This is a genomic window from Streptomyces sp. NPDC048461 (assembly GCF_055587105.1).
In genome coordinates, this window is the sequence record NZ_JBVJGW010000005.1 from 243,576 (window position 1) to 256,294 (window position 12,719).

Here is a 12,719-nt window from a genome sequence, read left to right on the forward strand (position 1 = left end):
CCTCAGATGCTGACGCCGACCGTCACCGGCTCGTTGACGAGGGTGACGCCGAAGGCCGCGTGGACGCCCGCGACGACCTCGCGGGCCAGGGTGAGGAGGTCCTCGGTGGTGGCCTCGCCGCGGTTGGTGAGGGCGAGGGTGTGCTTGGTGGAGATGCGCGCGGGACCCGTGCCGTAGCCCTTGGTGAAGCCGGCCTTGTCGATGAGCCAGGCGGCACTGGTCTTCGTACGGCCGTCGCCCGCGGGGTAGGCGGGCGGGGCGGTGTCGGGGCCGAGGCGGTCCTGGACGCGGGCGAGGAAGACGGCGTAGGCCTCGTCGGTCAGGACGGGGTTGTGGAAGAAGGAGCCGGCGGACCAGGTGTCGTGGTCGGCGGGGTCGAGGACCATGCCCTTGCCGGCCCGCAGGCGCAGGACGGTCTCGCGGGCGGTGGCGGCCGGGACCCGGTCGCCGGCCCCGACGCCGAGAGCGCGGGCGGTCTCGGGGTACTTGACCGGCGCGGAGAGGCCGCCGGCGTCTTCCAGGGCGAAGCGGACGCGCAGGACGACGTACCGCTCGGGCTGGTGCTTGAAGGTGCTGTCGCGGTACGAGAAAGCGCACTCGGCGGCGGTCAGCGTGACCGTCTCGCCGCTGGTGCGGTCGTAGGCGACGACCTCGGTGATGGTGTCGCGGACTTCCTGTCCGTACGCCCCGACGTTCTGGATCGGGGTGGCGCCCGCGGAGCCGGGGATCCCGGCGAGGCACTCGATCCCGGCGAGGCCGGCTTCGACGGTGCGGGCGACGGCGTCGCTCCAGTTCTCGCCCGCGGCGAGCTCCAGGGTGGTGCCGTCGAGGGTGAAGCCGGTGGTGGCGATGCGCAGGGCGGTGCCGTCGAAGCCGCGGTCGCCGATGACCAGGTTGCTGCCGCCGCCGATGACCAGGAGCGGGGTGCCGCTCTCGTCCGCGGCGCGGACGGCGGCGACGACCTCGGCGTCGGTGGTCGCGGTGATCAGGCGGGCGGCGGGACCACCGAGACGGAAGGTGGTCAGCGGGGCGAGGGGGGCGTCGTGGAGTTCCTGCACGGGGACAAGAGTACGGTCCGTGCCCCTCGCATCCCTGCGGGGCCACGGACCGGGACTCGTGGTGGGGTGACGGTGCGGCGCTCCGCCGCCTGTTCGGCGCGCCGTGCCCGGCATCCCCTGGTCCACGCCCGCCCCGCCCGCCCCCGGCGCCGAGGTCTTCCGGGCCCCTTCACGGAGGCGGGACGTACGGGGCGCGGTGCGGTGCCGGGCGGAGCGGGTTCAGCCGGCGGCCCGGACCTTGACCGGCGCCGTGGCCGCCGCGGCGGCGGTTGCGGCCGGGGCGGCCTTCGGCCTGCGCGGGAGCAGCAGGGCCAGGGCGGCGGCGAGGGCGACCGCTCCGGCACCGATCCACAGGGCGGGGACGGTGCCGTCGGTGAAGGCCTGCGGGGTCTCGTAGCCGCCCTGGGCGGAGAACACGGAGGCCAGGACGGCGACGCCGAGGGCTCCGCCGACCTCGCGGAGGGCGTTGTTGGCGCCGGAGGCCTTGCCCTGGTCGGCGGGGGCCACGGTGGACATCAGCACGTTGGCGGCGGGGGCGAAGTACAGGGCCATGCCGATCCCGCTCAGGATCAGCGGCGGCAGCTGGGCGGCGTACGAGACGTCCGTGCTGAGGACGGCGGCGAACCAGGCGAGGCCGAGCGCCTGGAGCGCCAGCCCGGTGGCGACGACGGGCCGGCCGCCGATGCGGTCGGAGAGGATGCCGGCGATCGGGGCGACGATCATCGGCATGCCGGTCCAGGGGAGCATCCGCAGTCCGGCCTCGGTGGGCGAGTAGCCGGCGACTCCCTGGAGGAACTGGCTGAGCAGGAAGATCGAGCCGAACATGCCGAGGAACATCAGCAGGCTCGCGAGGTTGATCCCGAGGAAGCCGCGGTCGCGGAAGAGCCGCATGGGGAGCATCGAGTCGGCGTTGCGGAAGCCGTGGTGGACGAATCCGCAGACGAGCGCGGTGCCGCCGATGAGGCCGGTGAGGACGGGGGCGCTGGTCCAGCCCTCGGCGTTGGCGTTGACCAGGGCGTAGACGATGCCGAAGAGGCCGCCGCTGATGAGCAGGGTGCCGGGGAGGTCGAGGCGGGAACCGGGGGCGGTGGACTCGGCGAGGCGCAGGCGGGAGAGGGGTATGAGGGCGAGGCCGATCGGGACGTTGAGCCAGAAGATCCACTGCCAGGAGATGTGCTCCGTGAGGCTGCCCCCGATGAGGGGGCCGCTGGCGACGGCGAGGCCGGTGACCGCTCCGTAGATCCCGAGGGCCATGCCGCGGCGGGCGGCCGGGACGGCGGCGGTGAGCAGGGTGAGGGTGAGCGGCATCATGACCGCGGCGCCGACGCCCTGGACGGCGCGGGCGGCGATGAGCTCGTCGATGCCGGGCGAGAGGGCGGCAGCGGCGGAGGCGAGGGTGAAGACGGAGAGGCCGGCGATGAACAGCCGTCGGCGGCCGAACCGGTCGCCGAGGGCGGCACCGAACATCAGGAGGACGGCGAAGGTGAGCGTGTACGCGTTCACCGTCCACTCCAGGTCTTCCAGCCCGCCGCCGAGGTCCGCGCGGATGGCGGGGAGCGCGGTGGTGACGACGAGGTTGTCGAGGGCGGCCATGAAGCTGGCGACGCCGGTGAGGACGAGGGCCCAGACGGCCGGTCCGCGGAGCTTGGTGTCGGTGCCTTGCGTGGTCACGATTTCCCCCCTGAGGGTTGTTAGTTATCACTGACTAACTTTGTTGGGCAGAAGGACGCACTGCCGGGTCCCACGGGTGCGTGCGGCCGACCGGTACGCCCCGCGACGGGATCCGGTGCGGGCGCTCCTCCCCGCGCGGGCACTACTCCCCGTCGGCCGGCTTCGGCCGGACCCCCGGGTAGCACCCCTCCCACATCCGGTGGCCGGGCGGGAACCCCATGGCCGCGAGGGTGTTGATGAGCATTCCGTACGCCAGGAAGGTCGTGGTCTCGCCGACGTCGGCCCCGAGGGGCAGGTGCACGGTGTCCCACAGCTCGACCCAGGCGGCGCGCACCATCTCCCCGAACTCCGGCTCGCCGGCCGCTTCGGCCGCGGCCACGGCCAGGTACGTCTGGAGCTGCATCCGGAGCTTGTCGGGCTGGTCGGTGATGAGCTGCATGTACGCCGCCCCCATGACCAGGACCGCGTCGTCGTCCTCCGTGACCCCCTTGGCGGCCTCCTCGAAGACCAGCCGGACGTCCTCCATGCAGCGGGTGGCCGCGGCGAGGAACATGGCCTGCTTGTTGGGGAAGAGCCGGAAGAGGTACGGCTGCGAGACGCCCACCCGCTTGGCGATCGCCTCGGTGGAGGTCCCGTAGTAGCCGCCGTGGGCGAACTCCAGCATCGCCGCACGAATCACGCTCTCGCGCCGCTCTTCTGCGCTCATCCTTGCCATGTCCGTAAGTTAGTACGCAATCACTAACTACGTCAACGGGGCGGACTGGGGGGAAACGGGCCCACAGCGGGTGGAGCCCCAGCCCGGCCCGGCCCGGCCGTGCAGGGCCGGGGCCGGGGCCGGGGCCGGGGCCGGGGCCGGGGCCGGGGCCGGGGGGTCAGCTCAGCGCCACCACGGCGCGGGACATGCCGAGGACCTTCTGGCCGGCGCTCATGGCCGTCAGGTCGACGCGGACGCGGTTGTCGTCCAGCTTGGCGGCCACCTTGCCCGTGACCTCGATCAGGCCGCCCCGGTCGTCGTTCGGGACCATGACCGGCTTGGTGAAGCGCACCCCGTACTCGACGACCGCACCCGGGTCGCCGACCCAGTCGGTGACCACGCGGATCGCCTCGGCCATGGTGAACATGCCGTGCGCGATCACGTCCGGCAGCCCCACCTCGGTGGCGAACTTCTCGTTCCAGTGGATCGGGTTGAAGTCCCCCGAGGCGCCGGCGTACCGCACGAGCGTGGCGCGCGTCACGGGGAAGGAGCCCGCGGGGAGCTCGGTGCCGACCTCGACGTCGGCGTACTTGATCTGCGCAGCCATGTCAGGCCTCCTGGGGGGCGCGGGAGACGAGCTTCGTCCAAGCCGTCACCACGTGCTCGCCGGTCTCGTCGTGGACCTCGCCGCGGATGTCGATGATGTCGTTGCCCGCCATCGACTTCACGGCCTCGATCGTGGAGGTCACCGAGAGCCGGTCACCGGCACGCACCGGGCGGGTGTAGGCGAACTTCTGGTCACCGTGGACCACGCGGCTGTAGTCCAGCCCCAGCTGCGGGTCGTCGACGACCTGGCCGGCCGCCGCGAAGGTGATGGCGAACACGAAAGTGGGCGGAGCGATCACGTCGGGATACCCGAGCTGCTTCGCGGCCTCGCGGTCGGTGTAGACGGGGTTTTCGTCACCCACCGCTACCGCGAATTCGCGGATCTTCTCCCGGCCGACCTCGTAGGGATCGGTGGGCGGGTAGCTCCGGCCCACGAAGGACTGGTCGAGAGCCATGACTCACTACCTCCTGATGAAGGGATCACGAAAGACACAAAACAGGGGTGCGGGGGCACACGGGGCCGATCCGGAATCCCCGGATGCGGCCGGTGCGGCCGACCGGGGAAACGACATGAGGCCGCCCCCTGTAAAAGGGGACGACCTCATGACTGTGCCTGTTAAACGAGACTTCGCTGGGGTCAGCGGGTCTCGCGGTGCGCGGTGTGCGAGTTGCAACGCGGGCAGTGCTTCTTCATCTCAAGACGGTCCGGGTCGTTACGCCGGTTCTTCTTGGTGATGTAGTTCCGCTCCTTGCACTCCACGCAGGCCAGCGTGATCTTCGGGCGGACGTCGGTGGCAGCCACGTGAGTGCTCCTTGACGGAAATTGGGACGGATGAACGCATACAAGAGTAGCCGACCGGGAGACCGACCCCGCAATCGGCTACTGTGTGTAGCGGCGACCGGACTTGAACCGGTGACACAGCGATTATGAGCCGCTTGCTCTACCGACTGAGCTACGCCGCTTTGATGTGATCGCTTCCCCACCCGAGGGTGTGGAACCTCTCTCACCAGAGCCCCAATGCGGAATCGAACCGCAGACCTTCTCCTTACCATGGAGACGCTCTACCGACTGAGCTATTGGGGCGAGCGATGAAGACATTACACGGTTGCCCGCCGATCGCCCAAATCCTTTGCGGCAGCAGGGCTCCGAGGTGGTCGGGCCACCTTTTCCGATCATGCCTCGGGGCGGTTCCCAGCCCGATTCCGGGCAGATTGTGGGCGGGCTCACACCGCCGCCTCCGCCCTGGAGCGCCACCGGACGGCAGCGAGGTCCCGCGGCGCGGGACGAGACGAGCCGGTTCGGGCCGCCGGGTGGAGCCACCGTTTCGGTCGGGGCGGACAGCCGGTTCGGTCGGGTGCGGAGACGGGTGCGGGCGCGGTCGCGCGTGCGGGCGCGATGCCGGGCGCGCACGCGGGCGCCGGCACCGTACGCGGGCACCACACCGGTACGACTATTCGCCTCCTCCGCGAAGCGCGGTGCGGCGCGCCCTAGGCTGCCTGCACGCTGCGTGATCTTGGGGCGCTGGGCCGCGGCCACGGCCCAGGAACCGCCCGAGCCACCGCAGGAGCGCGATGTCCGACAGCCCGCCGCAGCAGCCGTTCCACTCCCCCCGCAGCGGCCACGGCGAGGGCGGCGCCCGCGGCCCCTCCCACGGTGCCGGTGCCGGTGCCGGTTCGGGCCCTGCCCCGGGCCCCGGCTCTGCCGCTGCCTCCGGCTCCGGCTCCGGCTCCGGCTCCGGCTCCGGTGCGGGCCTCGGGCCCGGGCGGCCGTACCGGCCCGAGCCCGGTCACCCCGCCGGCGCCGAGGCCACCACCCTGCTGCTCGCCGGGGCCCGCCTCATGGACGGCCGTACCGTCGACGTGCGCCTCGGCGGCGGCCGCATCCAGGCCGTCGGCACCGCCGGCAGCCTCCCCGCGCCCGCCCTGTCCCGGGTGGACCTGAGCGGGTACCTGCTGCTGCCCGCACCCGCCGAGCCGCACGCCCACGGGGACACCGCCCTGACCGCGGACGGCGAGGGGCCCGTCTCCTACGCCCCCGACGAGGTCCAGCGGCGGGCCACCGAAGCGGCGCTGCTCCAGCTCGGTCACGGCGCCACCGCCGTGCGCTCGCACGTCCGGATCGGCGACGTGCACGGCCTCGGCCCCATGGAGGCGGTCCTCGCGGCCCGCCGGTCCCTGCGCGGGCTCACCGACCTCACCCCCGTGGCGGTACCCCGGCTGCTGACCGGGGTGGCCGGCGCGGACGGGCTGGCCATGCTGCGGGACGCCGTCAAGATGGGCGCCTCCGTGATCGGCGGCTGCCCCGACCTGGACCCCGACCCGACGGGCTTCCTCGAAGCCGTCCTGGAACTCGCCGCCGAGCACGGCTGCCCCGTGGACCTCCACACGGACGGTGACGATCCCGCCCGCCTCGCCCGGCTCGCGGCGATGGCCGGGGGGCTCCGGCCCGGGGTCACGGTCGGCCCGTGCGGCGGGCTCTCGCGGCTGCCGCTGGACGCGGCGACCCGCGCCGCCGACCAGCTCGCCGCGGCCGGCGTACGGGTCACCTGCCTCCCCCAGGGCGACTGTGCGGCCCTGGAGCGCCGCGGGCTGCGCACCGCGCCCGTACGCCTGCTGCGCGCCTCGGGGGTACGGGTCGCGGCCGGCAGCGGGGCGCTGCGGGACGCCGGTAACCCCGTCGGCCGCGGCGACCCGCTCGAAGCCGCGTACCTGCTGGCCTCCCAGGGCGGGCTGCGCGCGGGCGAGGCGTACGACTCGATCAGCGCCGCCGCCCGAGAGGTCATGAGCCTGCCGGAGGTGCGCGTGGAGGCCGGATTTCCGGCGGAGCTGCTCGCCGTGCGCGGGGACCGGATCGCGGGCGTGCTCTCCCTCGCGTACAGCCGGATCGTCATCCACCGCGGCCGTGTCGTAGCCCGGACGAGTGCCGTACGGGAGTACTGCGACTCCGCCGTCGCGGTCGCCCTGGACCTGCCCCGGCAGGGCCGCACGGAGTCCGGACCCTGAAGGTCCGCCGGGAGTTCGCGGCGCGTGCGGGCCCGGCTCGTCGTACGGTCGGGGCATGCGCATCGTCATCGCGGGTGGACACGGTCAGATCGCGCTGCGGCTGGAGCGCCTGCTCGCCGCGCGCGGGTACGAGGTCGCGGGCATCGTCCGCGACCCGGCACAGGGCGACGCCCTCCGGGAGGCGGGCGCCGAACCGGTGTTGTGCGATCTGGAGTCGGCCTCGGTGGAACACGTCGCGGGCATCCTGGAGGGCGCGGACGTGGCCGTCTTCGCGGCGGGCGCGGGCGCCGGCAGCGGTGTGGGGCGCAAGGACACCGTGGACCGGGGAGCGGCCGTCCTGTTCGCCGACGCGGCGGAACGCGCTCGCGTGCGGCGCTTCCTGATGGTCTCTTCGATGGGCGCGGACGCCTGGCACGAGGGCGACGAGGTCTTCGACGTCTACCTGCGGGCGAAGGGCGAGGCCGACGACTACGTCCGCACGCGGCTGGGTCTGGAGTGGACGGTCCTGCGCCCCGGCTCCCTGATCGACGACGCGGGGAACGGCCTGGTCCGCCTGGAGGCCCGTACGGGCCGGGGGTCGGTTCCGCGCGACGACGTGGCCGCGGTGCTGGCCGAGCTGGTCGAGACCCCGGCGACGGCGGGCCTGACCCTGGAGCTGACGTCCGGTTCGACCCCGGTCACGGTGGCCGTCAAGGACGTGGCGGGCAACTGACCGACCGGGGAGCACCAGCGGGCACGGGTGGGGCGGGGCGGGATGTTCCAGGGTGTTCCGGGAAGCACCCCGCCGGGCTCAGAACTCGGCGGTCACCTTGTCGTCGGACCGTCCGACCGAGTCCTGCTGGTAGCGGTCCTCGTAGACCTGCCGGATCCGCTCGATGCGGGCGCTGCGCTCCCCGGCCCCCTTCTCGGGGTACAGCAGCACCACCTCGTACGAGGTCTCGCGGACGATGTCTCCGTCCTGCTCCCGCCATTGGCCGCGGCCGTCGTGGAGGGTCAGCCCCTCCGGGAAGGCCGGGGTGACCTCCCGGTCCAGGAAGCGCATGAACTCCCGCTCGTCGACCGGGTCCCGCCCGTCGGGGCGTTCGGTGCCGAAGTACAGCCGGGTCTCCTGGTAGGGCTCCCCCACCTCGGTGTGGAGGGCCGCTCCCACCAGAGCCGGGAGCCCCGCGCCGAGCAGGGCGATGAGCACGCCTCCGCCGACCTTTCCCCGCGTGTCAGATGTCCATTTCACGCCCGGAGAACGAACGGGGAACCCTTGCGATGCGCCCGGTGAACGGTGCCGAGGCCGAACGGGCGGCGGCCGAACCGGTGGCGGCCCTTGCCCCGTACCGCGGCCGGGACCGGCACGTGCCCGGCCGGTTCCCTCGGCTGGTCCTGCCGGACCTGAGGATCCGTTGCCGGGTACGACGAGAAGACCCCCGCCCTGCGTTTCCGCAGTAACGGGGGTCTCACATCGCGTGGCGACGCCAGGATTCGAACCTGGGTAGGCTAAGCCGACGGATTTACAGTCCACTCCTTTAACTTGCGTACCGACGCTACTGACCTGCGGAGGAAGTGCTCCGCGAGCAGGTTTCGCTGCTACCCGTCCGCGGCTCGTCCTGATCTTGCACCTTGCCGGGCCACTACCGCCGCCCCTGCGTCTTGAGCTTCCCTTCAGTAGCCTCCTCCGGCCGCGCTCCGGTCGGTGGTCGGAAGTCGACGTAGTCCAGCTCCGCTTGCACTTGCGGCAGGGGCCGAAGCTACGGATGGAGGCACGCCCCCGTGTCTAAAGCGGTGCTGAATGTCTGGGCCGACGGGCGCCGCTGACCTCCCTGATCCTGAGTTGGTGGCGGCGCGCGTCCTCACTTCGATCGCGTCTAGGAACCGTCGACGGATCGAGCCCCTACGCCTCAGCCGAACAGCGCTTGGCCACGGGCACGGCTTAGATGGGGCGATCACGCAGACAAGAGCTACCCCTATGGCCAACACTGTGCAGATGACCAGCATCCAGCGCCGCTGGGCCTTTGGGGCCATCGGAATCGTGGGAATTTCCCTTATTGCCCTGAGCGTATACCTGGGACTCGACAGAGCCGACAAGGCAGCTAGTATCGCGAGCGCAATTTTCGGATTGGCCAGTGTCGGACTTTCCGCCTACCAGCTCCTAACCGACAGGAACGCATCACCAGCGGGATCACAAACCCAACGAGGGGGCGACGGGTCCATCAACATAATGGGGGGAAATGACGTTCAGATCGGGGATAGCAACACATTCAACAGGCCGCAATAATGCCTATTTGGCGATTCAGTAGACAAAGGTCCGGCGACAACTCTTCCAACTATCTCGCCGCACGAGATCTGTACGTTGGGTTGGGATACTCGGACATCAGAGAAATTGCACGCGAAACATCAAAAGAGGTCATACATTCAGAACTTGAAAAACTAGACAAAGTAGCGCGCTCTCTAGCGGTTGCCCGAGCCATTGAGTTTCGAGAGAATCTCATCACCGCTCTGGGGTTTCGATCTGCCCAACTTTTCGAGACATTTGGAGACCCTGGCGCCCAGGCCGCAATGTTTGAGGGTCAATCGGCCTACGCGGAGACAGGCGACTCCGATCTTGCGGAACTGCTCATCGAGGTCATCATTCAGCGGCTAGGAAGCAGTAAACGCGACTCGAAGCAAGTCGCTCTAGACGCCGCAATAGAGGTCGCCCACAAGCTCTCGCCTGAGCACGTAACGCTACTTACCGCAGTCTTCCTGCTCAAACAGGTCGCCTTTCCCGAGGCCAAGAGCATCTCAGATATCGCCAAGCTCATGGATGCGTCCCTATCGCCGCTTTCCGCGAACTTGCCTTCGATTCGGGGAACAGACTTCGACTACCTGGTAGCAGTAGGGTGCCTCACAAGGGGCAGTGGTGGAACATTCACACCCGGGGCAGCCGCAATGCTGAATCAGCCTGGACTTTTCGCCGGAAGTTTTGTGCCTAACGACCCGCGGGGAGGCACCGACTTGATAGGAACACCACTAGCCGAGGAGGATCCCCATAGGTCCGGCTGGTACAGGCTTACAGCTGGAACAAGAGGCGAGATTCGCAAGCTCATTGAGCTTCACGGCCTGGAACACCTAGAAAGGTCAGTGGAATCTGTCCTCAATTTCACAACGCCCTCGGGAAGTCAGGCTGGTCAGATGCTGACGTCCAGCGACGCTGGTCTGTCTGCCACTCTTTCGCCACTCCAGGCACTCGGGTTGGATTCTCACATCAACACCCCGATTGGGACAATTATCGGCTATCACAATATCTGCCGCATCGAGAGCGGTACGAGAGATCCGCTCGGCGATTTCATTTAGACGCCGGCAGCACACACCGCGCGCATTCATTTCAGGGCCCTGCCGAGGTCGAGTCAACTTACTTGATTCCAGACACTTCTAGGGCTCTGGCCCACGCCACCCTTCGGAACGGGAAGAGAGACAGGTATGGCCGAGCCTTCCACGTCTGCACCCCACTACGCTGGTCATCATCAGCAGACGAATGGGGAGAGTGCTCTGAGGATGGGACCGAAGTCGACGAGGGTCTACCGGGCGATCCGGTCGTGGATCGAGTCGGGCAAGTACGGGCCCGGCGAGAAGCTTCCCTCTGAGCGGACCATGAGCGCTGAGCTGGAGATCGGCCGTACCGCCCTCCGGCAGGTCCTCGCGCGCCTGGCGAGCGAGCGGCTCATCAAAGCGCACGACCGCAGCTCCTACCGGGTCGTAGGGGTCGAGACCGTTGCCACGCCGGCGGAGCAGGAGCCCTGGACGATCCACGGCAGCAGGACGGTCTACGAGAACCGGTGGGTGAACCTCGACCTCGTCGACGTCGAACCGCCCGGGGTCGAGCGGTTCGAGCACCACGTGGTGCGCCTCCACCATGTAGCGATCACGGCTGTGATCGACGAGCAGCACCGCGTCCTGATGCTGTGGCGCTATCGCTTCGTCCCGCAGCAGTGGGGATGGGAACTTCCCGGCGGCATCGTGGACGAAGGCGAGGACGCGGCGACCACGGCAGTGCGCGAGACCGAGGAAGAGACCGGCTGGCGTCCGACGAACGTCGAGCACGTCGTGACGTATCAGCCCATGATCGGCATGGTCGACTCACCCCATGAGATCTTCGTGGCGCGCGGTGCGGTGAAGGTGGGCGAACCCACGGACATCGAGGAGGCCGGACAGATCGCTTGGGTACCCCTGGCGGATATCCCCGGACTCATGGCCGAGGGGAAACTCATGGGGTCAGGAACCCTGGTTGCCCTCCTTCACGTCCTCGCGTCGCGGGCTACAGCCGCCCCGTAAGCAGCTCCACACGCCGGCGATGCCGCACGGACCCCGTGCGGTTCGCCAGCAGGCGCGCCTGTTGCAGGTTCGAGCGGGCCTCGTCGAACTCACCGCGGGCAAGGTGCGCCTGCGTCAGGTCGCTGTGGAGGCCTGCCCTGGCGCGGACGAACGTGGGGTCCGTCGTCTGGAGCGACGCGTAGAGGTCGCCCATGGCTGAGCTGTCGCCCAGGAGTGCCAGCACATTTCCCCGCCAGCGCGCCAGGTGGTCCCCGTTCAGGAAGATGCTCAACATGTCCGAGTCGCGGGCATGGGTGCCTTCTGGCAGTGTCGCCGCCGCCCGGTCGAGCGCGTGCCTGGAATCGTCGTGCATGCCAGCGGCGGCGCACAGCTCCGCTTCCGCCGCGCTCAGCCAAGCCCGAAGCCGCGGTGACTGCCCCTCCACGTGGGTGCGCTGCGCGTCCCGGATGAGCTCAACCGCCATCTCCGGGCGCCCGGCATCACCCAGGACGTACGCCTGCTCCCCCATGGCGTGAGCCAAGTACTGCGGCGCGTCAGCGTCCTGCGCAGCTCGCTTCGCCAGCTCGTAGTTCCTCCAGGCCCGCTCCACAGAACCCGCGTCCAGCGCTTGCCATGCCGCCAAGGTCGCCGCTCCGGCCAGCGCCGTTGCGATGGGACGACGAGTTCCTGGCAGAACCGCGAAGGTGAGCGCGTCCTCCATCGTCGTCAGGTGGCCGTTCATCTGGTCTACCAGGCCCGATGCACCCATCTGCCGGTCCATGGTTCGAAGTAGCTCGGTCTGGTCCATGAAGGTGCTCACCATGGAATCGCTGACGCTCCGCGCCGAGTCGATCCGGCTCAGCAGGTCTTCGTAGCCGTCTGCTTGCTGAGGGACTGCACGTGCAGGCTCTGCGTCCAGCAGCTCGACGTCCGTCACCCCGAGCAGCGGCCGGAGGATCACGGCGTACCGCTCCGTGATGGCCCGCCGACCGTTCTCCCACTCCGACACGTAGGTCTTCAAGCTCGCGCTCGATGCGACGTTCAGCATGTGCTGCCGCGCGTAGCGCTCAATCTCGAAGATCAGCCGCTCTTGCGACCATCCCCGCGCAGTACGAACAGCTCGTAATCCCTTGCCCACGTGCATCGCCTCCGATGGCCGTGCCACCTGCAAGGTGCTTAACCGAATCGTCGCAGGTGGGAGCGGGTTAACACCCTTGAGGTTAACCCCTGTTGGCTACCGAGGCCCCCCGTCTGGGCCGTTTCCTGAAGCCACACCGGAAGGACACCGGCAGGCCCGAGCAAACCAAGGGCTTGCATCTGGTGCGCACCAGATGCAATGCTTTTGGTGCGCACCAGATGGCTCGCAAGGGCCCAACTCCGATGTGCGCGCAGTACCTCTTGGCGTC

Annotated in this window: 12 protein-coding genes and 3 tRNA genes; 4 read left to right on the forward strand and 11 right to left on the reverse strand. The window is 69.6% G+C overall.

The genetic code is table 11. From position 1 onward, the window contains the following. Positions 1–2: 2 nt before the first annotated feature. The 8 genes from ACZ6S8_RS11640 to ACZ6S8_RS11675 all read right to left on the reverse strand — a co-directional run bounded on the left by ACZ6S8_RS11640 (position 3) and on the right by ACZ6S8_RS11675 (position 5,113). Entirely contained in the window at positions 3–1,172 is a 1,170-nt protein-coding gene (locus tag ACZ6S8_RS11640; RefSeq protein WP_469454649.1) for a UDP-N-acetylmuramate dehydrogenase, read from the reverse strand. Between the two features lie 105 nt (positions 1,173–1,277). Continuing rightward, entirely contained in the window at positions 1,278–2,729 is a 1,452-nt protein-coding gene (locus tag ACZ6S8_RS11645; RefSeq protein ID WP_469454650.1) for a DHA2 family efflux MFS transporter permease subunit, read from the reverse strand. 142 nt (positions 2,730–2,871) lie between these two features. Continuing rightward, positions 2,872–3,444 (reverse strand): TetR/AcrR family transcriptional regulator, encoded by a 573-nt coding sequence (locus tag ACZ6S8_RS11650; protein WP_469454652.1) that lies wholly within the window; start codon positions 3,442–3,444, stop codon positions 2,872–2,874. Between the two features lie 157 nt (positions 3,445–3,601). After that, on the reverse strand, positions 3,602–4,030 hold the full coding sequence (locus ACZ6S8_RS11655) for a MaoC family dehydratase (protein WP_469454653.1): 429 nt from the start codon (positions 4,028–4,030) through the stop codon (positions 3,602–3,604). A 1-nt stretch (position 4,031) separates the two neighbouring features. Continuing rightward, a complete protein-coding gene (locus ACZ6S8_RS11660) occupies positions 4,032–4,484 on the reverse strand; it encodes an FAS1-like dehydratase domain-containing protein (RefSeq protein WP_469454655.1) in 453 nt (150 codons plus the stop codon). Positions 4,485–4,666: 182 nt separating this feature from the next. Further along, positions 4,667–4,831, reverse strand: coding sequence for a 50S ribosomal protein L33 (gene rpmG / locus ACZ6S8_RS11665; protein ID WP_006604855.1), 165 nt, complete (start codon positions 4,829–4,831; stop codon positions 4,667–4,669). 88 nt (positions 4,832–4,919) lie between these two features. Next, a tRNA-Met gene (locus ACZ6S8_RS11670) sits at positions 4,920–4,992 on the reverse strand. 48 nt (positions 4,993–5,040) lie between these two features. Then, positions 5,041–5,113, reverse strand: a tRNA-Thr gene (locus tag ACZ6S8_RS11675). A 488-nt stretch (positions 5,114–5,601) separates the two neighbouring features. Here ACZ6S8_RS11675 and ACZ6S8_RS11680 point away from each other — a divergent pair. Next, entirely contained in the window at positions 5,602–7,032 is a 1,431-nt protein-coding gene (locus tag ACZ6S8_RS11680) for an amidohydrolase family protein (protein WP_469454656.1), read from the forward strand. Positions 7,033–7,087: 55 nt separating this feature from the next. Then, the gene (locus ACZ6S8_RS11685) at positions 7,088–7,744 is read left to right on the forward strand and encodes an SDR family oxidoreductase (RefSeq protein WP_469454657.1); all 657 of its coding nucleotides are present in this window, start codon (positions 7,088–7,090) and stop codon (positions 7,742–7,744) included. Between the two features lie 78 nt (positions 7,745–7,822). Here ACZ6S8_RS11685 and ACZ6S8_RS11690 read toward each other — a convergent pair whose 3' ends face one another. Then, positions 7,823–8,221, reverse strand: coding sequence for a DUF3574 domain-containing protein (locus tag ACZ6S8_RS11690; RefSeq protein WP_469454659.1), 399 nt, complete (start codon positions 8,219–8,221; stop codon positions 7,823–7,825). A 269-nt stretch (positions 8,222–8,490) separates the two neighbouring features. Then, positions 8,491–8,562, reverse strand: a tRNA-Tyr gene (locus ACZ6S8_RS11695). A gap of 816 nt (positions 8,563–9,378) precedes the next feature. On the opposite strand from ACZ6S8_RS11695, the gene ACZ6S8_RS11700 reads away from it, so the two are divergent. Together ACZ6S8_RS11700 and ACZ6S8_RS11705 are read left to right on the forward strand one after the other, a co-directional pair. After that, positions 9,379–10,356, forward strand: coding sequence for an LPO_1073/Vpar_1526 family protein (locus ACZ6S8_RS11700; protein ID WP_469454661.1), 978 nt, complete (start codon positions 9,379–9,381; stop codon positions 10,354–10,356). Between the two features lie 201 nt (positions 10,357–10,557). Further along, positions 10,558–11,334, forward strand: a complete 777-nt coding sequence (locus tag ACZ6S8_RS11705) for an NUDIX domain-containing protein (protein WP_469454663.1) — start codon at positions 10,558–10,560, stop codon at positions 11,332–11,334. Here the strand turns inward: ACZ6S8_RS11705 and ACZ6S8_RS11710 are convergent. Continuing rightward, positions 11,318–12,451: a helix-turn-helix domain-containing protein gene (locus tag ACZ6S8_RS11710; RefSeq protein WP_469454665.1), complete on the reverse strand. Its 1,134-nt coding sequence runs from the start codon at positions 12,449–12,451 to the stop codon at positions 11,318–11,320. The two genes, ACZ6S8_RS11705 and ACZ6S8_RS11710, sit on opposite strands and share 17 nt — an antisense overlap. Positions 12,452–12,719: the final 268 nt, after the last annotated feature.

Coding starts and splice junctions, on each gene's coding strand:
- ACZ6S8_RS11640 (WP_469454649.1), bottom strand. CDS start 1,172: ATGCCGGGCACGGCGCGCCGAACAGGCGGCGGAGCGCCGCACCGTCAC.
- ACZ6S8_RS11650 (WP_469454652.1), bottom strand. CDS start 3,444: ATGGCAAGGATGAGCGCAGAAGAGCGGCGCGAGAGCGTGATTCGTGCG.
- ACZ6S8_RS11655 (WP_469454653.1), bottom strand. CDS start 4,030: ATGGCTGCGCAGATCAAGTACGCCGACGTCGAGGTCGGCACCGAGCTC.
- ACZ6S8_RS11660 (WP_469454655.1), bottom strand. CDS start 4,484: ATGGCTCTCGACCAGTCCTTCGTGGGCCGGAGCTACCCGCCCACCGAT.
- ACZ6S8_RS11680 (WP_469454656.1), top strand. CDS start 5,602: ATGTCCGACAGCCCGCCGCAGCAGCCGTTCCACTCCCCCCGCAGCGGC.
- ACZ6S8_RS11685 (WP_469454657.1), top strand. CDS start 7,088: ATGCGCATCGTCATCGCGGGTGGACACGGTCAGATCGCGCTGCGGCTG.
- ACZ6S8_RS11705 (WP_469454663.1), top strand. CDS start 10,558: ATGGGACCGAAGTCGACGAGGGTCTACCGGGCGATCCGGTCGTGGATC.